This window comes from Pseudomonas sp. MWU12-2020 (assembly GCF_023100605.1).
Classification (GTDB): domain Bacteria; phylum Pseudomonadota; class Gammaproteobacteria; order Pseudomonadales; family Pseudomonadaceae; genus Aquipseudomonas; species Aquipseudomonas fluorescens_H.
The window spans coordinates 388,198-409,912 of record NZ_JALMEX010000004.1; the positions used below are offsets into that span (position 1 = coordinate 388,198).

At 61.7% G+C, this 21,715-nt stretch carries 19 protein-coding genes; 15 read left to right on the forward strand and 4 right to left on the reverse strand.

Annotation, left to right across the window (positions count from 1 at the left end; genetic code table 11):
- The first annotated feature begins 2 nt into the window (after nt 1-2).
- The 3 genes from M0814_RS12185 (at nt 3) to M0814_RS12195 (ending at nt 7,264) form a co-directional block, all read left to right on the forward strand.
- Nucleotides 3-5,903: an Hpt domain-containing protein gene (locus M0814_RS12185; protein ID WP_103485181.1), complete on the forward strand. Its 5,901-nt coding sequence runs from the start codon at nt 3-5 to the stop codon at nt 5,901-5,903.
- Nucleotides 5,896-6,366 (forward strand): chemotaxis protein CheW, encoded by a 471-nt coding sequence (locus M0814_RS12190; RefSeq protein WP_027610587.1) that lies wholly within the window; start codon nt 5,896-5,898, stop codon nt 6,364-6,366. Before M0814_RS12185 ends, M0814_RS12190 begins: the two co-directional genes overlap by 8 nt.
- Before the next feature lie 532 nt (nt 6,367-6,898).
- The gene (locus M0814_RS12195) at nt 6,899-7,264 is read left to right on the forward strand and encodes a hypothetical protein (RefSeq protein ID WP_103485182.1); all 366 of its coding nucleotides are present in this window, start codon (nt 6,899-6,901) and stop codon (nt 7,262-7,264) included.
- Nucleotides 7,265-7,432: 168 nt separating this feature from the next.
- Here M0814_RS12195 and M0814_RS12200 read toward each other — a convergent pair whose 3' ends face one another.
- Nucleotides 7,433-8,035, reverse strand: a complete 603-nt coding sequence (locus tag M0814_RS12200; RefSeq protein ID WP_103485183.1) for a peptidylprolyl isomerase — start codon at nt 8,033-8,035, stop codon at nt 7,433-7,435.
- Between the two features lie 300 nt (nt 8,036-8,335).
- Here M0814_RS12200 and mdcA point away from each other — a divergent pair, with 300 nt between their 5' ends.
- The 9 genes from mdcA (at nt 8,336) to madM (ending at nt 15,583) form a co-directional block, all read left to right on the forward strand.
- On the forward strand, nt 8,336-10,006 hold the full coding sequence (gene mdcA / locus M0814_RS12205; RefSeq protein ID WP_103485184.1) for a malonate decarboxylase subunit alpha: 1,671 nt from the start codon (nt 8,336-8,338) through the stop codon (nt 10,004-10,006).
- Nucleotides 10,006-10,878 carry a triphosphoribosyl-dephospho-CoA synthase gene (locus M0814_RS12210; protein ID WP_103485185.1) on the forward strand — a complete coding sequence of 291 codons (873 nt, stop codon included), beginning with the start codon at nt 10,006-10,008 and terminating at the stop codon, nt 10,876-10,878. The genes mdcA and M0814_RS12210 overlap by 1 nt, the downstream gene beginning before the upstream one ends.
- The gene (locus M0814_RS12215; RefSeq protein WP_103485186.1) at nt 10,878-11,177 is read left to right on the forward strand and encodes a malonate decarboxylase subunit delta; all 300 of its coding nucleotides are present in this window, start codon (nt 10,878-10,880) and stop codon (nt 11,175-11,177) included. The genes M0814_RS12210 and M0814_RS12215 overlap by 1 nt, the downstream gene beginning before the upstream one ends.
- Nucleotides 11,170-12,021, forward strand: coding sequence for a biotin-independent malonate decarboxylase subunit beta (locus M0814_RS12220; RefSeq protein ID WP_103485187.1), 852 nt, complete (start codon nt 11,170-11,172; stop codon nt 12,019-12,021). Before M0814_RS12215 ends, M0814_RS12220 begins: the two co-directional genes overlap by 8 nt.
- The gene (gene mdcE, locus M0814_RS12225; RefSeq protein WP_103485188.1) at nt 12,018-12,803 is read left to right on the forward strand and encodes a biotin-independent malonate decarboxylase subunit gamma; all 786 of its coding nucleotides are present in this window, start codon (nt 12,018-12,020) and stop codon (nt 12,801-12,803) included. The genes M0814_RS12220 and mdcE overlap by 4 nt, the downstream gene beginning before the upstream one ends.
- Nucleotides 12,797-13,417 (forward strand): malonate decarboxylase holo-ACP synthase, encoded by a 621-nt coding sequence (locus tag M0814_RS12230; protein WP_103485189.1) that lies wholly within the window; start codon nt 12,797-12,799, stop codon nt 13,415-13,417. The genes mdcE and M0814_RS12230 overlap by 7 nt, the downstream gene beginning before the upstream one ends.
- A complete protein-coding gene (mdcH, locus tag M0814_RS12235; protein ID WP_103485190.1) occupies nt 13,414-14,334 on the forward strand; it encodes a malonate decarboxylase subunit epsilon in 921 nt (306 codons plus the stop codon). The genes M0814_RS12230 and mdcH overlap by 4 nt, the downstream gene beginning before the upstream one ends.
- A 66-nt stretch (nt 14,335-14,400) precedes the next feature.
- Nucleotides 14,401-14,817, forward strand: coding sequence for a malonate transporter subunit MadL (madL, locus tag M0814_RS12240; protein WP_003229065.1), 417 nt, complete (start codon nt 14,401-14,403; stop codon nt 14,815-14,817).
- A gap of 1 nt (nt 14,818) precedes the next feature.
- The gene (gene madM, locus M0814_RS12245) at nt 14,819-15,583 is read left to right on the forward strand and encodes a malonate transporter subunit MadM (RefSeq protein WP_103485191.1); all 765 of its coding nucleotides are present in this window, start codon (nt 14,819-14,821) and stop codon (nt 15,581-15,583) included.
- A 190-nt stretch (nt 15,584-15,773) separates the two neighbouring features.
- Here the strand turns inward: madM and M0814_RS12250 are convergent, their stop codons facing one another.
- Nucleotides 15,774-16,694 carry a LysR substrate-binding domain-containing protein gene (locus tag M0814_RS12250; protein WP_045122660.1) on the reverse strand — a complete coding sequence of 307 codons (921 nt, stop codon included), beginning with the start codon at nt 16,692-16,694 and terminating at the stop codon, nt 15,774-15,776.
- Between the two features lie 212 nt (nt 16,695-16,906).
- Between M0814_RS12250 and M0814_RS12255 the strand changes: the two genes are divergently transcribed.
- Nucleotides 16,907-17,524: a hemolysin III family protein gene (locus M0814_RS12255; RefSeq protein ID WP_003229061.1), complete on the forward strand. Its 618-nt coding sequence runs from the start codon at nt 16,907-16,909 to the stop codon at nt 17,522-17,524.
- A 182-nt stretch (nt 17,525-17,706) separates the two neighbouring features.
- Here M0814_RS12255 and M0814_RS12260 read toward each other — a convergent pair whose 3' ends face one another.
- Nucleotides 17,707-18,426, reverse strand: a complete 720-nt coding sequence (locus tag M0814_RS12260; RefSeq protein ID WP_103485192.1) for a 16S rRNA (uracil(1498)-N(3))-methyltransferase — start codon at nt 18,424-18,426, stop codon at nt 17,707-17,709.
- Nucleotides 18,427-18,568: 142 nt separating this feature from the next.
- Nucleotides 18,569-19,975 (reverse strand): adenosylmethionine--8-amino-7-oxononanoate transaminase, encoded by a 1,407-nt coding sequence (locus tag M0814_RS12265; protein WP_003229058.1) that lies wholly within the window; start codon nt 19,973-19,975, stop codon nt 18,569-18,571.
- Between the two features lie 312 nt (nt 19,976-20,287).
- On the opposite strand from M0814_RS12265, the gene M0814_RS12270 reads away from it, so the two are divergent.
- Nucleotides 20,288-20,839, forward strand: a complete 552-nt coding sequence (locus M0814_RS12270) for a cytochrome b (RefSeq protein WP_103485193.1) — start codon at nt 20,288-20,290, stop codon at nt 20,837-20,839.
- A gap of 31 nt (nt 20,840-20,870) precedes the next feature.
- A complete protein-coding gene (locus M0814_RS12275) occupies nt 20,871-21,464 on the forward strand; it encodes a YceI family protein (RefSeq protein ID WP_027610605.1) in 594 nt (197 codons plus the stop codon).
- Nucleotides 21,465-21,715 lie beyond the last annotated feature (251 nt).

The window sequence follows — 21,715 nt, forward strand, 5'->3', positions numbered from 1 at the left end:
TTATGGGTGACCGGCACGACTACGTGGCCCTCGAATGGGTCAAGGGTGAAATTGCCGAAACGCTGAGGCAGGCGCATCAGGCGATTGAAGCCGTGCTCGATGACCCGCAGGCCTCACCGGGGCTGGACGAGTGTCTGACGTATATTCATCAGGTGCACGGCAGCCTGCAGATGGTCGAGTTCTACGGCGCCGCTTTGCTCGCCGAAGAGATGGAACATCTGGTCGAAGCCTTGCAGCAGGAGCGCGTCAGCCACCGTGACGAAGCCCTGCACCTGCTGCTGCAAGCCCTCGGGCAATTGCCGATCTACCTCGATCGCGTGCAGAGCGCCCGCCGCGACCTGCCGCTGGTGGTGCTGCCGCTGATCAACGATCTGCGCAGTGCGCGCGGCGACAGCCTGCTCTCGGAAACCAGCCTGTTCAGCCCGCCCTTGCCGGACTTGCCGCCGTTGAGCGCACAAGCCTTGGCCGCGCTGGAGCCTCCCGACCTGCCCAATGTGCTGCGCAAATTGCGCCAGATGCTGCAAATGGCGCTGGTCGGTTTGCTGCGCGAGCAGGATGACCAGACCCACCTCGAATACCTGGCGAAAGTCTTCCAGCGCCTCGAAGCGCTGAGCTTTGACGCGCCGTTGAGTCCGCTGTGGCAGGTCGCTTCAGCCCTGGTCGAAGGCATGCGCGAAGGCGCCATCGCCAACAGTCCGGCGTTGCGCAGCCTGTTCAAGGACGCCGACAAGGAACTCAAGCGCCTGCTCGAACAGGGCATGCGCGGCCTCAACCAGCCGCCCCCGCCGGAGCTGCTGAAAAGCCTGCTGTTCTATATTGCCAAAGCCGAACATCCCACCGGGCAGATGCTGACCATGAAAGATCGCTACTCCCTGGACGACGCGTTGCCCGACAGCGCGATGGTCGACGAAGAACGCGCGCGTCTGGCCGGTCCCGACCGCGATGCGATGCGCTCGGTGCTGGCGGCATTGTGCGAAGAACTGGTGCGGGTCAAGGAGCGCCTCGACCTGTTCGTGCGCAGCGACCGTCAGCACACCTCCGATCTGGAGAGTCTGCTGGCGCCGCTGCGGCAGATCGCCGACACCCTCGCGGTGCTCGGTTTCGGCCAACCGCGCAAGGTCATCATCGATCAACTGGCGGTGGTACTCGGCCTCGTTCAGGGCCAGCGCGAACCGAACGACGCGACCCTGATGGACGTGGCCGGCGCGCTGCTCTACGTCGAAGCCAACCTCGCCGGAATGGTCGGCACCGTAGAGCCGGAAAGCCCCGAAGACGCGCGCCTGCCGACCACTGATCTGACGCAGATCCATCAGATCGTGATCAAGGAAGCACGCATCTGCCTGCAACAGGCCAAGGACATGATCGTCGACTACATCGACGCCGACTGGGATCGCCAGCAACTGCAACCGCTGCCGGAACTGCTGACCCAGGTGCGCGGCGCGCTGGCGATGATTCCGCTGAGCCGCGCGGCGAGTCTGGTCGAGGCCTGCAACAGCTTTATTCGCGAACACCTGCTGCTGGATCCGCACCAGCCAGGCTGGCAGCAACTGGATAATCTGGCCGACGTCATCACCAGCCTCGAGTATTACCTCGAGCGCCTGAGCGACGACCCGCAAGCGCCGAATGAACAACTGCTGGATGTTGCACAGAAAAGCCTCGCCAGCCTGGGGTTCTTTCCACATGAGCAGCACGTGCCGCTGCTCGACGATGTACTCAGCCCCAGCGAAGCGCTGGTGATGCAGGACCAGCAGGCACTGGATGACCCCGAGACCGTGAAGTCGCTGGCCGAGGTGCTGGCCAGCCCGGTGTCGGCGGTCAACCCGCCGGCCTTGATCACCCCCGGCAACCTGATGCCGCCGCCCGCCGATGAAGAACCGGTGGACGATGAACTGCGCGAAGTGTTCCTCGAAGAGACCGACGAGGTACTTGAGGTTCTGCACGAATACCTGCCGCGCTGGTCGGCCGACACCCATGACCGCGCCGCACTGACTGAATTGCGTCGGGCCTTTCATACCTTGAAGGGCAGCGGGCGCATGGTTCGCGCATTGATCCTTGGCGAGCTGGCGTGGGCCGTGGAAAACCTGCTCAACCGCGTGCTGGAGCACAGTGTCGAGCCTGGCGCGCAGGTACAGCAGTTGCTCACCGACACAGTGTTGCTGCTGCCGGAGCTGATCAGCGAATTCGCCACGCACCGCCAGCGCCAGCGCAGCGATGTCGATCAACTGGCGGCCCGTGCGCATGCGCTGGCCAAAGGTGTCGAGCCGCTGGCAGCCGAAGACGTCGACGACGTGGCGGCCCTCGACCCGCTGTTGCTGGAGATCTTTCGCAACGAAGCCGAGACCCACCTCGCCAGCCTCAACCGCTTCCTCGATCAGGCTGCCGAGCATGTGCCGCTGCCGGCCAGCGACGAATTGCAGCGCGCCTTGCACACGCTCAAGGGCAGTGCCTCGATGGCCGGCGTGTTGCCGATTGCCGAACTGGCGGCGCCGCTGGATAAGCTGGCGCGCGAGTTCAAGGCGCACCAGATGCCGCTGGATCTCGATGAAGTGGAGTTGCTCCTCGAAGCCGAAGGCCTGTTCCGCGTCGGTTTGCGCCAGCTCAAGCACGATCCGCTGGCGCCGATTGTCGGCGCACAGTCGCTGATCAAACGCACCGAAGCGCTGCTGGCCGAGCGCCTGGAAGCGATCCTCAACGCGCCGAACACCGGTCTGCGGATCAAGCGCGATGCGCAACTGATCAACAACTTCCTCGCCCAGGGCATGGACATCCTGCTCGACGCCGAAAGCCTGTTGCAGCGTTGGCAACAACACCCCGGCGAACGTCAGGAACTCAGCGCGCTGCTGGACGAACTGACCACCCTTGGCGAAGGCGCGCACCTCGCCGATCTGCTGCCGGTGGACGTGTTGTGCGAAGCCTTGCTCGACCTCTATGGCGCCGTCGAAGAAAGCAGCCTGGCGGTCAGCGACAGGTTTTTCCAGGAGGCGCAGAACGCCCACGAAGCGTTGATCAACATGCTCGACGAACTGGCTGCAGGCCAGGAAATCACCCCACAGCCGCAGCGCGTCCGCGCCCTGCACGAACTGCTCGATGAAAGCCTCGATCCGACGGCGATGGGGCTGATTCGCAGCGACGGCAGCCGCACCTTGAGCATCAGCGAACTGGGCGCCGCGACCGCCGAACTCGCCCACACCCATGCCGAGACCGCACCCGACGACGAGATCGTTGAAATCTTCCTCGAAGAAGCGGTGGATATTCTCGACAGTGCCGGTCAGGCCTTGCAGCGTTGGGTGAGCGACCCGGACAACGCTGCGCCGCTGTCGTCGTTGCAGCGCGATTTGCATACCCTCAAGGGCGGCGCGCGGATGGCCGAAGTTGACGCCATCGGCGATCTGGCCCATGAGCTGGAAAGTCTTTATGAAGGTCTGGTGGATCGTCGCCACAGTTACAGCGAGCTGCTCGGGCGCTTGCTGCACAAAAGTCACGACCGCTTGGCGCAGTTGCTCGAACAGTTGCAGAACCATCAGGCGCTGACCCCGGCGCAAGACCTGATCGAAGCGATCCGCCAGTTCCGCCAGGGCCAGGCCGGCAGTCCCGAAACGGCGCAGCCGACGGCTGAACACGACAGCGCGGCGCATGATCCGGAGCTGCTGGAAATCTTCCTCGAAGAAGGTTTCGACATCATTGAAAGCTCCGGCGCGGCGCTGCTGCGCTGGCAGGCCGAACCCGGCAATCGGCAGGAAGTGGAAACCCTGCTGCGCGATCTGCACACCCTCAAGGGCGGCGCGCGGATGGTCGAGATCGGCCCGATCGGCGACCTCGCCCATGAGCTCGAATACCTTTACGAAAGCCTCGCCACCGGCGTGCTGCAACCGTCCGCCGAACTGTTCGCGCTGGTGCAGCGCGGGCATGACCGGCTGGCGCAAATGCTTGATGGCGTGCGTGCCGGGCAGCCATGCCCACCGGCGGATCGGCTGATCAATGCGATCCAGAATTTCAGCCACCCGGCGACCCCTGACACGCCGCCGCTGCTGCCGATTCCAACCAAGACCGAGCCTGCGGCACCCGCCGCTGATGCCGGCGCGGACATGGTCAAGGTCTCCGCCGAACTGCTCGATGAGCTGGTCAACCTGGCTGGGGAAACCTCGATTTTCCGTGGGCGTATCGAGCAGCAAGTCAGCGATGCGCAAACCGCGCTGAACGAGATGGAAACCACCATCGAGCGCATGCGCGATCAGCTTCGCCGGCTCGACACCGAAACCCAGGGGCGGATTCTCAGCCGTCAGCAAGTCGATGCCGAACGCCTCGGCTACGAAGAATTCGATCCTCTGGAAATGGACCGTCATTCGCAGTTGCAGCAGCTGTCGCGGGCGCTGTTCGAATCTGCCTCCGACTTGCTCGATCTCAAGGAAACCCTCGACCGCCGCAACCACGACGCCGAGAACCTGTTGCAGCAACAGGGGCGGATCAACACCGAGTTGCAGGAAGGCCTGATGCGTACGCGCATGGTGCCGTTCGAACGCATGCTGCCGCGCCTGAAACGCATCGTGCGTCAGGTTGCCGAAGAGCTGAACAAAGACGTCGCGTTCATCATCGGCAACGCCGAAGGCGAGATGGATCGCAACGTGCTGGAGCGCATGGCCGCGCCGCTGGAGCACATGCTGCGCAACGCCGTCGACCATGGTCTGGAGTCGGCCGAAGTGCGGCTGGCGGCGGGCAAACCGGCGCAGGGCACGATTACCCTGGACCTGACCCGCGAGGGCGGCGACATCGTTTTCGATATTCGTGACGATGGTGCCGGGGTGCCGCTGGAAGCGGTGCGGCGCAAGGCGATCAAGCGCGGCCTGCTGGCACCGGACGCCGAAATCAGCGACCGCGACGTGCTGCAGTTCATCCTGCAGCCGGGCTTCTCCACGGCGGAAAAGATCACCCAGATTTCCGGGCGCGGCGTTGGCATGGACGTGGTTCATGAGGAAGTCCGCCAGCTCGGCGGCACCATGAGCATCGATTCGGTGCCGGGGCAGGGCGTGCACTTCCGCATTCGTCTGCCGTTCACCGTGTCGGTCAATCGTGCGCTGATGGTGCAGTGCGGCGAGGATCAATACGCGATTCCGCTGAACACCATCGAAGGCATCGTCCGCGTGTTGCCGAATGATCTGGAAGGGCACTACCGCAACGATCCGCCGAGCTACCACTACGCCGGCCAGCGTTACGAACTGTGCTATCTGGGCGAGCTGCTGAAAACCGCGCCGCGGCCGAAACTGCTCGGCCAGAGCCTGCCGTTGCCGGTGCTGCTGGTGCAGTGCAATGACCGGCACATCGCGGTGCAGGTCGATGCGATGGCTGGCACCCGCGAGATCGTGGTCAAGAGCCTCGGCCCGCAGTTCGCGGCAGTGCAGGGCGTGTCCGGGGCGACGATTCTCGGCGATGGCCGGGTGGTGCTGATTCTTGATTTGCTCGCACCGATCCGCGCGATGCAGGCGCGGGTTGCGCAGCGTCCGGCCCATGCGGAGATCGACAGTGAACCGCAGAAGCCGTTGCTGGTACTGGTGGTCGACGACTCGGTGACCGTGCGCAAGGTCACCAGCCGTTTGCTCGAACGCCACGGCATGAACGTGCTGACCGCCAAGGACGGCGTCGACGCCATGTTGCTGCTCGAAGAACACATGCCCGACCTGATGCTGCTCGACATCGAAATGCCGCGCATGGACGGCTTCGAAGTCGCCACCCAGGTACGCAATGACGAGCGCCTGCAACACCTGCCGATCATCATGATCACCTCGCGCACCGGGCAGAAACACCGCGACCGCGCGATGGCCATCGGCGTCAACGACTACCTCGGCAAGCCGTATCAGGAATCGGTGCTGCTCGAAAGCATTGCCCACTGGAGCAAGAAACATGCATGAGCGCCGCCACAACGCGCGCACCAGCCAACTCACCGGCCTGCTGCTGCCATTGGCCGACCGCAACCTGATCCTGCCCAACGTCGCCGTCGCCGAACTGATCGACTACCAGGCCAGCGCCTTCGACCTCGACACCCCGCCGTGGTATCTGGGGCGGGTGAGCTGGCGTGAACGGCAGATTCCGCTGCTGAGTTTCGAGTCGGCCTGCGGGCAGAAAATCGTCATCGGCGAACGCGCGCGGATCGTCATCCTCAACGCCCTCGGCGGCTTGCCACAGCTGAAATTCATTGCGCTGCTGGTGCAGGGGATCCCGCGTTCGTACAAGCTCGACAGTCAGTTGAGTTATGTCGATGTGCCGTTGTGTGCGCTGGAGCAGGCAGCGGTGCAGGTCGGGGAACAGGTGGCGAAGGTGCCGGATTTGTTGGGGTTGGAGCAGTTGTTGGTGGAGGCGGGGCTGGTCCACTGATCCAGAATTTGCGGTGATCTTGCTGGCCTCTTCGCGAGCAAGCTCGCTCCCACATTGGAACTTCAGTGAACACAGATTTTGGACACGACACAGATCCCCTGTGGGAGCGAGCTTGCTCGCGAAGGCGCCAGTCGCTTCACTCTGATCCGACAGACAAGCCCTCAATTTCTACAGCGCAATAAACACCATTCAGCACAGCTGTTTAAAGACACTCAGTGTTACGCCTAATCCGCCTACAAATCCTTGCGCCGCTGCCTACGCATGCACCAGAATCCGCCGGCTTGTGCGCCTTGGGCAGGCTGCGTAACTTGATCCCGTCACTGATTCCCAGTGATCGGGTTTAGCAGCTCGTGGTTAATCTAAGGGTGCACATACATCATCGTCAGGCTCAGTGCCTGCATTCGATGGCGGCTGTGCGCAGGGCGCTTCGGCGCGCCGGCTTCCTTAGGTTCCCCGGTCTGCTAACCTGCGTTCAGCTGCCACCCCTTCTTTTAGCAGAGAAGCGGTTCCAGCTTTATTTCGGAACCTGAAAATGATTAAACCAACACCAAGTCCGCCGCCAACAGATGCGGCATCCCCCTACGAAGCCCCCGAATCAAAGAAATTTCACGAAGCCGCTGAACGCGCCCTCGACCATTACCTCGGCCCGCCAAAACCCGACCTCATGGCCACGCCCTACACCCCCAACACGCTGTACATGGCCAACCCCGACGCCGACAGCGAATCCCTGCTGGCCGACGCCAGCGAATCCCTCGGCTCGGCCACGGTCATGCTCAACAACCATGCGGCGCTGGTTGAAGGCACGCACCGCAAGACGTTGCAGGGTATTGCTCAGGTGGTGATGGTGGCGGAAATGGCAGTCAATCGCGTATTGGACAGGCTGGTGCCGACTGACTGAGTGATGTGGTGATCTCACCGGCCCCTTCGCGAGCAGGCTCGCTCCCACATTTGGAATGCGTTCCTCTGTAGGAGCTGCGGCACGCTGCGATCCTTTGATCTTGATCCTGAAGATCAAAAGATCGCAGCCTCGTTGCACTCGACAGCTCCTACAGGCTTTTTATTGAAGCTATTTCAGAACATCTACTGGTAATTGTTTGGTTGGCCCTAAGACAGAAGTGGAGGACTGTTGCACGGTTTGTTGCTTGATCAACTTCGTTTCTGGATCGATATCTTCGTCTTGATTCCGACCTGGAGTTACGACAGGGTCTTCGACAATCTTCATCGATATGATCTTGTCAGGATTTCTCACAGGATCGCCACGCTCGAGCCGGTCGATATTCTCCATTCCTTCGATGACCTTTCCCCAAACCGTGTACTGCCCGTCCGAAACAGGAGAGTCCTCAAAACAAATGAAAAATTGACAATCCGCCGAGTCAGGGTCGGATTTCCTAGACATCGAGCAAGTGCCCCGAAGGTGTTTACTTTTCGAAAATTCGGACTTGAGAAAACCGTAGCCGCTCCCGAAGTGTTTGTCGCTACGGTATCCAGTCTGAGCCATGAAACCACCAATGACTCGATGGAAATTGCAACCATCATAATAGTGTTCCTGCGTCAGTTTCTTGATGCGTTCAACATGATTGGGCGCAAGATCGGGGAAAAGCTCAATCCAGACTTTGCCTTGAGTTGTCTCCATGACAATTGTGTTTTTGGGATCCTTGATGTCGGCCATTTCAATCTCCCTTCGTCATTCGAATTTATGACGAGTAACTTTTGGATGAGAACCCAACAGGGGCGTGAGTCCTTTTTAGCAGTAATCGTCTAATGCTGAACCTGTAAGAACTGACAGTTCGTTAATGTGTTTGGCAATTAAAACCGCTGCTTTTAGTCCTGAGGGTTTGCTATCTCGTGCTTGAGCTCCCCCATTGCTCAACCATTACGCTGACCGTAATGATTCACCACCGCGCTTGATTGATGCGCCCCGCTCACACGCCTACCTTGGCTCCACGACAGCGAACCCCGTGGAGTGAGCATGACAACAACAATTTCCCCCGACTCGCGCTGGACGCGGCGGCGTGACGAGAAGCAGCGGCGTCTCGACAAGGTGCGCGGGCTGGCCGATGGTGTGGTGTTGCCCAGCGACAAGATCGTCGCGGCGCTTGAAGCGTTGATCCATCCCGGCGACCGGGTGGTGCTGGAGGGCAACAACCAGAAGCAGGCGGATTTCCTTTCCCGTTCGCTGGCTAAAGCCGATCCGGCCAAGCTGCATGATCTGTACATGATCATGCCCAGCGTCGGTCGCTCCGAGCACCTTGATCTGTTCGAACGCGGCATCGCCCGCAAGCTCGATTTCTCCTTCGCCGGCACCCAGAGCCTGCGCATCAGCCAGTTGCTCGAAGACGGCCTGCTGGAAATCGGCGCGATTCATACCTACATCGAACTCTACGCCCGGCTGGTGGTGGACCTGATCCCCAACGTCGTGCTCTCGGCCGGGTTCATGGCCGACCGCGCCGGCAATATCTACACCGGCCCCAGCACCGAAGACACCCCGGCACTGATCGAACCGGCCGCGTTCAGCGACGGCATCGTCATTGTCCAGGTCAACCAATTGGTCGACGACGTCAGCGAACTGCCGCGCGTCGACATCCCGGCCTCGTGGGTGGATTTCGTGGTGGTGGCCGACAAGCCGTTCTACATCGAGCCGCTGTTCACCCGCGACCCACGGCACATCAAACCGGTGCACGTGTTGATGGCGATGATGGCGATCCGTGGGATCTACGAAAAACACAACGTGCAGTCGCTCAACCACGGCATCGGTTTCAACACCGCCGCGATCGAATTGATTCTGCCGACCTACGGCGAATCGCTTGGCCTCAAGGGCAAGATCTGCCGCAACTGGACGCTCAATCCGCACCCGACGCTGATCCCGGCGATCGAGAGCGGCTGGGTCGAGAGCGTGCATTGCTTCGGTACTGAACTGGGCATGGAAAACTACATCGCCGCACGCCCGGACGTGTTCTTCACCGGGCGCGACGGCTCGCTGCGCTCCAACCGGATGTTCTGCCAACTCGCGGGGCAGTACGCGGTGGATCTGTTTATCGGCGCGACGTTGCAGGTCGATGGTGATGGCCACTCCTCGACCGTGACCCGTGGTCGCCTCGCCGGTTTCGGCGGTGCGCCGAACATGGGCCACGACCCGCGTGGTCGGCGTCACGGCACTCCGGCGTGGCTCGACATGCGCCACGACGAGTCACAACAACCGATGCTCGAACGCGGCAAGAAACTCGTGGTGCAAATGGTCGAGACCTTCCAGGAGGGTGGCAAACCGACCTTCGTCGAAACCCTCGACGCGGTGGAAGTGGCGAAGAAAAGCGGCATGCCGCTGGCGCCGATCATGATCTACGGCGACGACGTCACCCACCTGCTCACCGAAGAAGGCATCGCCTACCTGTACAAGGCGCGCTCGCTGGAAGAGCGCCAGGCGATGATCGCTGCCGTCGCGGGCGTGACTGCCATCGGTCTGCGCCACAACCCGAAAGACACCGAACGCATGCGCCGCGAAGGCCTGATTGCCTTGCCCGAAGACCTCGGCATCCGCCGCACCGACGCCACCCGCGAACTGCTGGCGGCGAAAAGCGTGGCCGATCTGGTCGAGTGGTCCGGCGGCCTCTACAACCCGCCCGCCAAGTTCAGGAGCTGGTAATGCACGCACTTAACCTGCAAGCGAAACCGCTGTCCTTGGCTGATCGATTGGCCGATCTGGCGGTGGATGCGCTGATCGACGAAGCCGATCTGTCGCCAAAACCGGCGCTGGTCGACCGGCGTGGCAATGGCGCGCACACCGATTTGCACTTGGGCCTGATGCACGCTTCGGCGTTGTCGTTGTGGCCGGCGTTCAAGGAAATGGCTGAAGCGGCGGTGGACATCGGCGAAGTCGGTTCAACGTTGCGCGAAGCGATTGGTCGGATCGGTCGTGAAGGCGAGCAAGCCATGCTCACGACCACCAACGGCGTGAACACTCATCGCGGGGCGATCTGGGCCTTGGGGTTGTTGATCACCGCCGCGGCACTGGAACCTAAATCCAGCGGCGCCAGTGCCGTCGCCGTACGCGCTGCGCGATTGGCTTTAATCGATGACCGCCACGCACCGCGCCCACTCAGCCACGGCGCGCAAGTCGCCCTGCGCTACGGCGCACGCGGTGCCCGCGAAGAAGCGCAACTCGGCTTTCCGTCCGTGCTGCAACGTGGCCTGCCGCAACTCCAGCGCAGCCGCGCCAACGGCCACGGCGAACAGAACGCCCGGCTCGATGCGCTGCTGGCGATCATGACCGATCTGGCCGACACCTGCGTGCTCTACCGCGCGGGCGAAGAGGGTTTGCAGGCCATGCAACAAGGTGCGCAAGCGGTGCTCGACGCTGGCGGCAGCGCCAGCCTCACCGGGCGTCGGCGCCTGCACGAACTGGATCAACAACTCATCGCATTGAATGCCTCGCCCGGTGGCGCCGCCGACTTGCTCGCCGCCACGCTGTTGCTCGATCGTATCGAGCGCGACGGCATCCTTCAGGGAGCGTTTTGATGGAAACCTTATCCTTTGAATTCCCCGCCGGGCAGCCGCCGCGCGGGCGCGCGCTGGTCGGTTGTGTCGGCTCGGGCGATCTGGAAGTGCTGATCGAACCGGGGCTGGCCGGCAAACTGACGATCAATGTGCAGACCTCGGTCAACGGTGCGCAGCAGCGCTGGCAGCATCTGTTCGCGCGGATGTTCGACGGCTCCACGCCACCGGCGATGGCCATCGATATTCACGATTTCGGCGCCACGCCGGGTGTGGTGCGTCTGCGTCTGGAACAAGGTTTCGAGGAGCTCGGCCATGACTGACAGCGCAGCGTTGCTCAACAAACACAGCTTCGTCGAACTCGGCGCACGGCAACGGGCGAAAGCCTTGCTCGACGCCGGGACCTTCCGCGAATTGCTCGACCCGTTTCAACGGGTCATGTCGCCATGGCTCGAACGCCAGGGCGTGGTGCCGCAAGCCGATGACGGCGTGGTGCTCGCCAAGGGCAGCCTCGATGGTTTGCCGGTAATGATCGCCGCAATTGAAGGCGCATTTCAGGGCGGCAGCCTCGGCGAAGTCGGCGGGGCTAAGATTGCCGGCGCGCTGGAACTGGCCGCCGAAGACAACCGCAAAGGCATCCCGACCCGCGCTGTGTTGCTGCTGGAAACCGGTGGCGTGCGTTTGCAGGAAGCCAACCTCGGGCTGGCGGCGATTGCCGATATTCATGCGGCGATTGTCGATTTGCAGCAGTACCAACCGGTGGTCGGTGTGGTCGCGGGCAGCGTCGGCTGTTTCGGCGGCATGTCGATTGCCGCCGCGCTGTGCAGCTATTTGCTGGTGACCCAGGAAGCACGCCTCGGCCTCAACGGCCCGCAGGTGATTGAGCAGGAAGCCGGGATCGAAGAATACGATTCCCGCGACCGGCCCTTCATCTGGAGCCTGACCGGTGGCGAGCAACGTTTTGCCAGTGGTCTGGTGGATCGTTATGTCGCCGATGATGTGGCGCAGATCCGTCAGCAAGTCGGTGATCTGTTGCAACAAGGCTTGCCAACCCAGCCGCGCAGTCAGCGCGCCGATTGGTTTCTGCAACGCCTGAACCGTTTGGACACCGCCAAGCAAATCGAACCGTCGGTGGTTCGCGATCTGTATCAAGGAGAGCGCTCATGAGTGGTTATTCCGTGCGCGGTTTGAACTGGTTCAACGCCCTGAGCGCTGGCGCGAAAGCGGTCGAAGGTTTGCCGCCATCGTTGAAGGTCGCCGACGGCGAACTTGGGCGGTTTATCGCGGTGGTCGCTGACCCGGACAACCGTTTCCCACGGGCTCGCAACGGTGAAGTTGGCTTGCTCGAAGGCTGGGGTCTGGCCAAGGCTGTGGATGACGTGATCACGGCAGATCGCGACGAAGCGCAGAAGCGCCCGATCATCGCCATCGTCGATGTACCGAGCCAGGCTTACGGTCGCCGCGAAGAAGCCCTCGGTATTCATCAGGCCCTGGCCGGGGCGGCGGACAGTTATGCCCGCGCCCGTTTGGCCGGGCATCCGGTGATTGCGCTGCTGGTGGGCAAGGCCATGTCCGGGGCGTTTCTCGCTCAGGGTTATCAGGCCAACCGTTTGATTGCCCTGCGCGATCCGGGGGTGATGGTGCATGCGATGGGCAAGGCCTCGGCGGCGCGAGTGACGCTGCGCAGTGTCGAGGAACTGGAAGCGCTGGCCGCCAGCGTGCCGCCGATGGCCTATGACATCGACAGCTACGCCAGCCTCGGTTTGCTCTGGGAAACCCTCTCGGTGCAGCAGATCGAGCAGCCGACGGCGGAGGATCTGGCGCGGGTGACCGAGTGCCTGAAACAGGCCATCGACGATATCTCCAGCACTGACTTGAGCAATCGTCTTGGCGCAAAAAATCGCCAAGCCTCCAGCCGCGTGCGCGAACTGTTGAGGGCGCAGTGGTGAACATGCCACTGGCTCACGACCTGCTCTGGGGCATGACCCCGGCGCAGCTACCGGCGGATGCGCCGCAGTGGGCAATCGAGTCGCTGGCTGCCGGGCAACCGGTGGTGGTTCGGCGCGCGGTGGGCGCGGAAGGTTGGGTCGCGGTGGGCATTCGCGGTGCGTTGCGTGAGCAGCGGCTGGCGGCGTTTATGGCGCTCGATTCGATTGCCTGTCGGGTCAGCCCCGAAGCGCTTAGTCATGTCGATTGCGAGCGCGATCTGCCAGTGATGCAGGCCCTCAAACAACTGCGGCCAATGCTCGATGACTGCGGCTGGGTCTGGGGTGTCAGCGGCAGTGTCGGGTTTGAGTTGGCCAGTGGTTTTACCGCGATGCACGCGGCCAGTGACCTCGATCTGATTCTGCGGACACCGCAACTGATCACGCGTAATCAGGCACGCAAACTGGTCGCGGTTTTTGATCAAGCCGTGTGCCGGGTCGACATGCAATTGCAGACGCCGTTCGGTGCCGTGGCGTTGCGCGAATGGGCCAGCGGATCTGCACGGGTGCTGCTGAAAAACGCCCATCGAGCCTGTCTGGTCGCTGATCCGTGGAACCCGCAGGAGCAGGCAGCGTGAGCAGCCTGTTGGTGTTCCCCGGCCAGGGCGCGCAGCAACCGGGCATGCTCCAGCGTTTGCCTCGGGAAGCGTTGATCGAGGCCAGCGACGTGCTCGGTGAAGATGTCGCGCTGCTCGATTCTGCTGATGCGTTGCGCAGCACCCGGGCGGTTCAGCTGTGCCTGTTGATCGCCGGGGTCGCTGCTTCACGACAATTGCTGAAGGACGGACTCACGGCGGATTACGTCGCCGGCCTGTCCATCGGTGCGTACCCGGCAGCGGTGGCCGCCGGGGCCTTGAGCTTCAGCGACGCGCTGCATCTGGTCAGCCTGCGTGGCGAGTTGATGCAGCAGGCTTATCCACAGGGCTTTGGCATGACCGCAATCATCGGTCTGCAATTTTCCACCGTCGAAACGCTGCTGGCGCAGGTGCACAGCGCGGAGTCGCCGGTGTACCTGGCCAACATCAACGCCGATAACCAGGTGGTGATTGCCGGCAGCGACGCGGCGATGCAAGCGGTGGCCGAACTGGCGCGCAGTCGTGGCGCCGGTTTGGCCAAACGCCTGGCGGTGAGCGTGCCGTCACACTGTCCGTTGCTGGACGCGCCGGCGCAAACCCTCGCTGAAGCCTTCGCCAACGTTGAACTGAACACCCCGAAAATCGCTTACCTGAGTGGCAGCCGTGCGCGTCCGCTGATCAAGCTTGATGCCCTGCGCGACGACCTCGCTTTCAACATGTGCCGCGTGGTGGACTGGCGCGGCACTGTGCAAAGCGCCTACGAGCGCGGCGTGCGGCTACAGATCGAACTGCCACCCGGTGCGGTGCTGACCGGGCTGGCGCGCCGGGTGTTTGAATCGGGCACGGTCACTGCCTTCGACAGTGCGCGTCTGGACACCTTGCAGGCGCTGTTGCGAGAGGAGGGTGGCCGCCGACCATAAACCGCCGCGACTCAGGCTTCGAACAACAAAAACAACATTCGACGATGCACTTTGAGGACTACAACAATGATTATTTACGGTGTGGCGCTGCTGGCGATCTGTACGCTGGCAGGGGTGATCATGGGCGACATGCTCGGCGTGTTGCTGGGCGTCAAATCCAACGTCGGCGGGGTCGGCATCGCCATGATCCTGCTGATCTGCGCGCGGTTGTGGATGCAGAAACGCGGCGGCATGACCAAGGATTGCGAAATGGGCGTCGGCTTCTGGGGCGCGATGTACATTCCGGTGGTGGTGGCGATGGCCGCGCAACAGAACGTCGTCACCGCCCTGCACGGCGGCCCGGTGGCGGTGCTCGCGGCGATCGGTTCGGTAGTGGTCTGTGGCTGCACGATTGCCTTGATCAGCCGCACCCACAAGGGCGAACCGTTGCCCGACGAACCGGTGGAAGTCACTCCGGTCGGCACCCCGGTAGGAGGTCGCTGACATGTGGGCACTCATTGAAAACGGTCTGGAACACAACGGCCTGATCACCGCGTTCGCTTTCGTCGGCGTGATCATGTGGGTCTCGGTGATTCTCTCGAAACGCCTGACCTTCGGGCGCATTCACGGCTCGGCGATTGCCATCGTCATCGGTCTGGTGCTGGCCTGGGTCGGCGGCACCCTGACCGGCGGCCAGAAAGGCCTGGCGGATCTGACGCTGTTCTCCGGCATCGGCCTGATGGGCGGGGCGATGCTGCGTGATTTCGCAATTGTCGCCACGGCGTTCGAAGTGCAGGCGACCGAGGCGAAGAAGGCCGGGTTGATCGGCGTGATCGCGCTGCTGCTCGGTACGATCCTGCCGTTCATTGTCGGCGCGTGCATGGCCTGGGCCTTCGGGTATCGCGATGCGGTGAGCATGACCACTATCGGCGCGGGCGCGGTGACCTACATCGTCGGCCCGGTTACCGGCGCGGCGATTGGCGCGACCTCGGATGTGATGGCGCTGTCGATTGCCACTGGATTGATCAAGGCGATTCTGGTGATGGTCGGCACGCCGGTCGCAGCGCGCTGGATGGGCCTGGATAACCCACGTTCGGCGATGGTGTTCGGTGGTCTGGCCGGGACGGTGAGCGGGGTGACCGCGGGGCTGGCGGCGACGGATCGGCGGTTGGTGCCTTATGGGGCGTTGACGGCGACGTTCCACACCGGGCTTGGCTGTTTGCTGGGGCCATCGCTGTTGTTCTTCATTGTTCGGGGGATTGTGGGTTAAAGATCAAAAGCCCCTCACCCTAGCCCTCTCCCGGAGGGAGAGGGAACCGACCGAGTTGGATATTGGAGGTACGCCGACTTGAAAGTCCTGAGGCGAACTCAGGTCTTGAAACCCATGAAGATCTGCTCCCTTTCCCCCTCTACCCCTTGGGGGAGAGGGTTGGGGTGAGGGGGTAGCTCTTGATCTTGATCTAAACCCCAGCCTGGCGATTGGCATACATCCGACACTCCGCCAGCAACGCCAGCAGATTCGGATCGCGCTCCTTGGCCTTGAGAAACACCACGCCAATGTGCTGCTGCAAGCGGTACTTCTCCTGCAACGGAATGAGCTTCACGCGGTTCTCGTACACCGCTGCAATCCTTCCCGGCAGCAACGCATAACCCACCCCCGAGCTGACCATGCTCAGCAGGGTGAAGATGTCGTTGACCTGCATCGCCACCTTCGGCTCGAACCCCGCCTGCTTGAACACCCGGATGCCGTCCTGATGGGTGGCGAAGCCTTGGGTCAGGGTGATGAAGGTTTCGTCGCGCACTTCCGCCAGATCGACCTCCTGACGCTGGGCGAATCTTGAATCTGCCGGCGTGGCGAGGAAAATGTCGTCGGAGAACAGCGGGATCTGCTCGCAGTCCGGATCGCTGACCGTGTCGTCCAGCGACACCAGGATCGCGTCGACTTCCATGTTCTTCAGCTTGTACAGCAGGTCGATGTTCGAGCCGAGGATCAGGTCGATGTTGAGTTCGCTGCGGCGGATCTTCAGGCCCATGATCAGTTGCGGTACGGTTTTCACTGTCAGCGAATACAGCGAGCCGAGTTTGAAGCGTTCAGCGGAGAATCCGGCAGCCTCGCGGGTCAGGCGTACGCTTTCGACCACGTCCTGAATCAGCTTCTGCGCGCGCTCTTCGAGCACGTAGGCGCTTTCCAGCGGCGTCAGGTTGCGGCCCTCGTGCTTGAACAGCGGGCAGCGCAGGGCGCTTTCCAGCGAATGGATCGCCCGGTGCACGCTGACATTGCTGGTCTGCAACTCGGCAGCGGCGCGCGCCAGATTGCCGGTGCGCATGAAGGCGAGGAACACCTCGAGTTTTTTCAGGGTCAATTCTTCGTCGATCAGCATGGCGCGGACTCTTTTTAGAATGCGTCGATTGTGCCCGGTATGTGCCGCTCTTTGTAGGAGCTGCCGAAGGCTGCGATCTTTTGATCTTGAAAAGCAAAGATCGCAGCCTTCGGCAGCTCCTACAGAGGGCGTGTTGAATGGAAACATTGCGCTTTTACGCTCAAGGCCCGAGCCTTGCGCGCTGCGGTGACGAATAACGAGGTGAGTGACACATGTATCACGGAGAAAAACTCAACGCCTGGACGCACTTGGTCGGGGCAGTGGCAGCGTTTATCGGCGGCGTGTGGATGCTGGTGATTGCCAGCCTCGACGGCAGTCCGTGGAAAATTGTCAGCGTGGCGATCTACGCCTTTACCTTGCTGGTGCTCTACAGCGCCTCGACCGTGTACCACAGTGTGCGCGGGCGCAAGAAAGCGATCATGCAGAAGGTTGATCACTTTTCGATTTACCTGTTGATCGCCGGCAGCTACACGCCGTTTTGTCTGGTGACCCTGCGCGGGCCGTGGGGCTGGACGCTGTTCGGGATTGTCTGGGGGCTGGCGCTGATCGGCATCTTGCAGGAGATCAAGCCACGCTCGGAGGCGCGGATCCTGTCGATCGTGATCTATGCGGTGATGGGTTGGATCGTGCTGGTGGCGGTCAAGCCGTTGATCGCGGCGCTGGGTACGACGGGGTTTGCCTGGCTGGCGTCGGGCGGGGTGTTGTACACCGTGGGGATCATCTTTTTTGCCCTCGATCACCGGTTGCGGCATGCGCACGGGATCTGGCATCTGTTTGTGATCGCCGGGAGTCTGCTGCACTTTGTGGCGATTCTGTTTTATGTCCTCTGAACGCCCCGCCATCCCTTTGCAGGAGTGAGCCTGCTCGCGATGGCGTCAGGTCAGCCAACATCTTTGTTGAATGACACACCGCCTTCGCGAGCAAGCCCGCTCCCACAGTGGATTTGCAGTGAACACAAATGCCGTGTACACCCAAGAACTACTGTGGGAGCGGGCTTGCTCGCGAAGAGGCCCTAGAAGTCACCCCACAACTGCTGGGCTACCGCCAGTGCAACCACCGGCGCGGTCTCGGTTCGCAACACGCGCGGCCCAAGGCGGGCCGCATGGAAGCCATTACCCCTAGCCTGCTCAACCTCGGCATCCGACAAGCCACCCTCCGGCCCGATCAGGAACGCCAGTGTCGCCGGTTTGGCATGGCTCACCAGCGGCTCGGCCACCGGGTGCAGCACCAGTTTCAATTCGGCCTGGGTCTGCTTCAGCCAGTCGGCCAGCAGCAGCGGCGGGTGAATCACCGGCACCCGCGAGCGACCGCATTGTTCGCAGGCGCTGATCGCCACCTGACGCCAGTGCAGCAGGCGTTTGTCGGCGCGTTCGTCCTTGAGCCGCACTTCGCAGCGGTCGCTGAAGATCGGGGTGATTTCGCTCACGCCCAGCTCGGTGGCTTTCTGGATCGCCCAGTCCATGCGCTCGCCCCGGGACAGGCCCTGACCGAGGTGGATCTGCAACGGCGATTCGATCTGACCGGCTAACTGCTCGTCGATCTGCACGACGACGCGTTTTTTGCCGACTTCCACCAGCGAGCCGCGAAACTCATGGCCGGAACCGTCGAACAACTGCACCGCATCGCCCTCGGCCATGCGCAGCACGCGGCTGATGTAATGCGCCTGGGCTTCCGGCAGTTCGTGTTCGCCGGTGCTCAGGGGGGCGTCGATAAAGAAGCGGGACAGTCTCATTTCGGGTCTCTGGAAAGATGTGAATCAGTTGGAACGGTGTCGACTTCATTCGCGAGCAGGCTCGCTCCCACCCTGGAATGTATTTCCCTGTGGGAGCGAGCCTGCTCGCGAAAGCGGCAGTTCAGGCGCCACAAATTTTCAATCAGCCCGGATCGCGGAACCCCGGGTGGAAATCCTTCGGCACGGCCACGCTGACGCTGTCACGGGTGGCGATGTCGATGCCTTCGCTGGCGACTTCGGCGAGGAAGTCGATCTGCTCCGGGGTGATCACGTACGGCGGCAGGAAATACACCACGCTACCCAGCGGACGCAGCAGCGCGCCGCGCTCCAGCGCATGCTGGAACACCTTCAGGCCACGTCGCTCCTGCCAAGGGTAGGCCTCTTTCGTGGCTTTATCCTTGACCATCTCGATGGCCAGCACCATCCCGGTCTGGCGTACTTCCGAGACGTTCGGGTGATCGACCAGATGCGCAGTGGCCGAGGCCATGCGCCGGGCCAGGGCCTGGTTGTTCTCGATGACGTTGTCCTGCTCGAAGATATCCAGGGTTGCCAGCGCCGCCGCACAGGCCAGCGGGTTGCCGGTGTAGCTGTGCGAGTGGAGGAAGGCGCGCAGGGTCGGGTAGTCGTCGTAGAACGCGCTGTAGACCTCGTCGGTGGTCAGGCACGCCGCCAGCGGCAGGTAGCCGCCGGTCAGGGCCTTGGACAGGCAGAGGAAGTCCGGGCGAATGCCGGCCTGTTCACAGGCAAACATGGTGCCGGTGCGGCCGAAACCGACGGCGATTTCGTCGAGGATCAGGTGCACGCCATAGCGGTCGCAGGCTTCGCGCAGCAGCTTGAGGTACACCGGGTGGTACATGCGCATGCCGCCGGCGCCCTGAATCAACGGCTCGACGATCACGGCCGCGACGCTGTCATGGTTTTCGGCCAGCGTCTGTTCCATCGCCGCAAACATGTTGCGTGAGTGTTCTTCCCAGCTCATGCCCTGCGGGCGCAGGTAGCAATCCGGGCTTGGCACCTTGATGGTGTCCATCAGCAGCGCTTTGTAGGTTTCGGTGAACAGCGGCACGTCACCGACCGCCATCGCCGCCATGGTTTCACCGTGGTAGCTGTTGGTCAGGGTGACGAAGCGTTTCTTGTTCGGCTGGCCGCGGTTGAGCCAGTAGTGGAAGCTCATTTTCAGCGCGACTTCGATGCAGGACGAACCGTTATCGGCGTAGAACACCCGGTTCAGGCCTTCGGGCGTCATCTTCACCAGGCGCTCGGACAGCTCGATCACCGGCTGGTGGCTGAAACCGGCGAGGATCACGTGTTCCAGCTGATCGACCTGATCCTTGATGCGCTGGTTGATCCGCGGATTGGCGTGGCCGAACACGTTGACCCACCAGGAGCTGACGGCATCGAGGTAGCGCTTGCCTTCGAAATCTTCGAGCCAGACGCCTTCACCGCGTTTGATCGGGATCAGCGGCAGCTGTTCGTGGTCTTTCATCTGGGTGCAGGGATGCCACAGCACCGCGAGGTCGCGTTGCATCCACTGGTTATTCAGGCCCATTTACAGTCTCCTCGAGGCGGCTCGCGTCAGGCGCGGGCAAACAATCGCGCAAGCCTATGCAATGCATCGCGCCGGGACAACCCATTGTGTGGATTGAGCTACTTTGTATGGGCTGATAGAGGACGCAGATGGCGTTGTCATTCCCGGCCAAAAAACACTCGAGAGCCAGCAAGGAATCCCCTTTAATCTTTCCTTAACTCATCTGTTCAAGACTCTTGATCGCATTTCTCGATATTTCAAAGCAAAATTTTCCGCTTTAATTCGATAGATAACTCGCTAGTCTTGGTTCGCAGTTCTCACAGGATTTGGGCAATGCAGCTACGTAACTCTGCTTCTCGCTATGGTTGGGTCAGCATCTTCATGCACTGGGGCGTGGCGCTGGCGGTCTTCGGACTGTTCGCGTTGGGTCTGTGGATGGTGGGGCTGGATTACTACAGCAGCTGGCGCAAAGACGCGCCGGATCTGCACAAGAGCATCGGTCTGGTGTTGCTGGGCGTGATGGTGTTGCGGGTGCTCTGGCGCTTTGTCAGCCCGCCGCCGCCAACGCTGCAGAGCTACAGCCGCATGACCCGCATCGGCGCCAAATTCGGCCACGGGTTTCTGTACCTCGCGCTGTTCGCCGTGATGATTGCCGGTTACCTGATTTCCACCGCAGACGGTGTCGGGATCCCGGTGTTTGGCCTGTTTGAAGTTCCTGCACTGGTTTCCGGACTACCGGATCAGGCAGATACCGCTGGGGTGATTCATCTCTGGCTGGCGTGGGCGCTGGTAATTTTTTCCGGTCTCCATGCGTTGGCAGCATTGAAGCACCACTTTATCGATCGTGATGCGACCCTGACGCGAATGCTCGGTCGCAAAGCCTGAAATTCAACCTCGACTCAAAGGAAAAGAAAGCATGTTGAAAAAGACTCTGGCCGCTCTGGCAATCGGTTCTGCCGTACTGTCCGCGAACGTGATGGCTGCTGATTACACTGTCGACAAGGAAGGCCAGCACGCTTTCGTCGACTTCAAGATCAGCCACCTGGGCTACAGCTACATCACCGGTACCTTCAAGGACATCGACGGCAAGTTCAGCTTTGACGCCGCCAAGCCTGAAGACAGCAAAATCGAATTCAACGTGAAAACCGCCAGCGTGTTCACCAACCACGCCGAGCGCGACAAGCACATCTCCAGCAAAGACTTCCTGGACGTGGGCAAATACGCTGACGCCAAGTTCGTCTCCACCAGCGTCAAATCCACCGGCAAGAACGCCGAGGGCAAAGACACTGCTGACGTGACCGGCGACCTGACCCTGCACGGCGTGACCAAGCCAATCGTGGTCAAGGCTGTGTTCCTGGGCGAAGGCAAGGATCCATGGGGCGGCTATCGTGCCGGCTTTGAAGGCACCACCAGCATCAAGCGCTCTGATTTCGGCAAGATGATGGATCTGGGTCCACAGTCCGACAAGGTCGACCTGTACATCTCGTTCGAAGGTGTGAAAGCGAAGTAATTTTCGCCGCCATACAAAAACGCCCCCGGTCGCAAGGCCGGGGGCGTTTTTTATTGCCCGCCACATCCCTTGTGGGAGCGAGCCTGCTCGCGAAAGCGGTCATTCAGTCAACATCATTACTGACTGACCCGCCGCCTTCGCGAGCAGGCTCGCTCCCACAGGGGACATGCGGTGATTCAGGGATATTCGTGACGGCATAAAAAAATGCCCCGGCTCTTGCGAGCCGGGGCATTTTTCATGGCAGCGATAAC

Bases quoted from the DNA above. Each gene is read 5' to 3' on its own strand.
- M0814_RS12265 (WP_003229058.1), bottom strand. From the start codon at position 19,975: ATGGGCCTGAATAACCAGTGGATGCAACGCGACCTCGCGGTGCTGTGG.
- M0814_RS12215 (WP_103485186.1), top strand. From the start codon at position 10,878: ATGGAAACCTTATCCTTTGAATTCCCCGCCGGGCAGCCGCCGCGCGGG.
- M0814_RS12250 (WP_045122660.1), bottom strand. From the start codon at position 16,694: ATGCTGATCGACGAAGAATTGACCCTGAAAAAACTCGAGGTGTTCCTC.
- M0814_RS12210 (WP_103485185.1), top strand. From the start codon at position 10,006: ATGCACGCACTTAACCTGCAAGCGAAACCGCTGTCCTTGGCTGATCGA.
- M0814_RS12200 (WP_103485183.1), bottom strand. From the start codon at position 8,035: ATGGCCGACATCAAGGATCCCAAAAACACAATTGTCATGGAGACAACT.
- M0814_RS12185 (WP_103485181.1), top strand. From the start codon at position 3: ATGGGTGACCGGCACGACTACGTGGCCCTCGAATGGGTCAAGGGTGAA.
- madM (WP_103485191.1), top strand. From the start codon at position 14,819: ATGTGGGCACTCATTGAAAACGGTCTGGAACACAACGGCCTGATCACC.
- M0814_RS12220 (WP_103485187.1), top strand. From the start codon at position 11,170: ATGACTGACAGCGCAGCGTTGCTCAACAAACACAGCTTCGTCGAACTC.
- mdcA (WP_103485184.1), top strand. From the start codon at position 8,336: ATGACAACAACAATTTCCCCCGACTCGCGCTGGACGCGGCGGCGTGAC.
- M0814_RS12190 (WP_027610587.1), top strand. From the start codon at position 5,896: ATGCATGAGCGCCGCCACAACGCGCGCACCAGCCAACTCACCGGCCTG.
- M0814_RS12195 (WP_103485182.1), top strand. From the start codon at position 6,899: ATGATTAAACCAACACCAAGTCCGCCGCCAACAGATGCGGCATCCCCC.
- madL (WP_003229065.1), top strand. From the start codon at position 14,401: ATGATTATTTACGGTGTGGCGCTGCTGGCGATCTGTACGCTGGCAGGG.
- M0814_RS12275 (WP_027610605.1), top strand. From the start codon at position 20,871: ATGTTGAAAAAGACTCTGGCCGCTCTGGCAATCGGTTCTGCCGTACTG.
- M0814_RS12260 (WP_103485192.1), bottom strand. From the start codon at position 18,426: ATGAGACTGTCCCGCTTCTTTATCGACGCCCCCCTGAGCACCGGCGAA.
- M0814_RS12255 (WP_003229061.1), top strand. From the start codon at position 16,907: ATGTATCACGGAGAAAAACTCAACGCCTGGACGCACTTGGTCGGGGCA.
- mdcE (WP_103485188.1), top strand. From the start codon at position 12,018: ATGAGTGGTTATTCCGTGCGCGGTTTGAACTGGTTCAACGCCCTGAGC.
- M0814_RS12270 (WP_103485193.1), top strand. From the start codon at position 20,288: ATGCAGCTACGTAACTCTGCTTCTCGCTATGGTTGGGTCAGCATCTTC.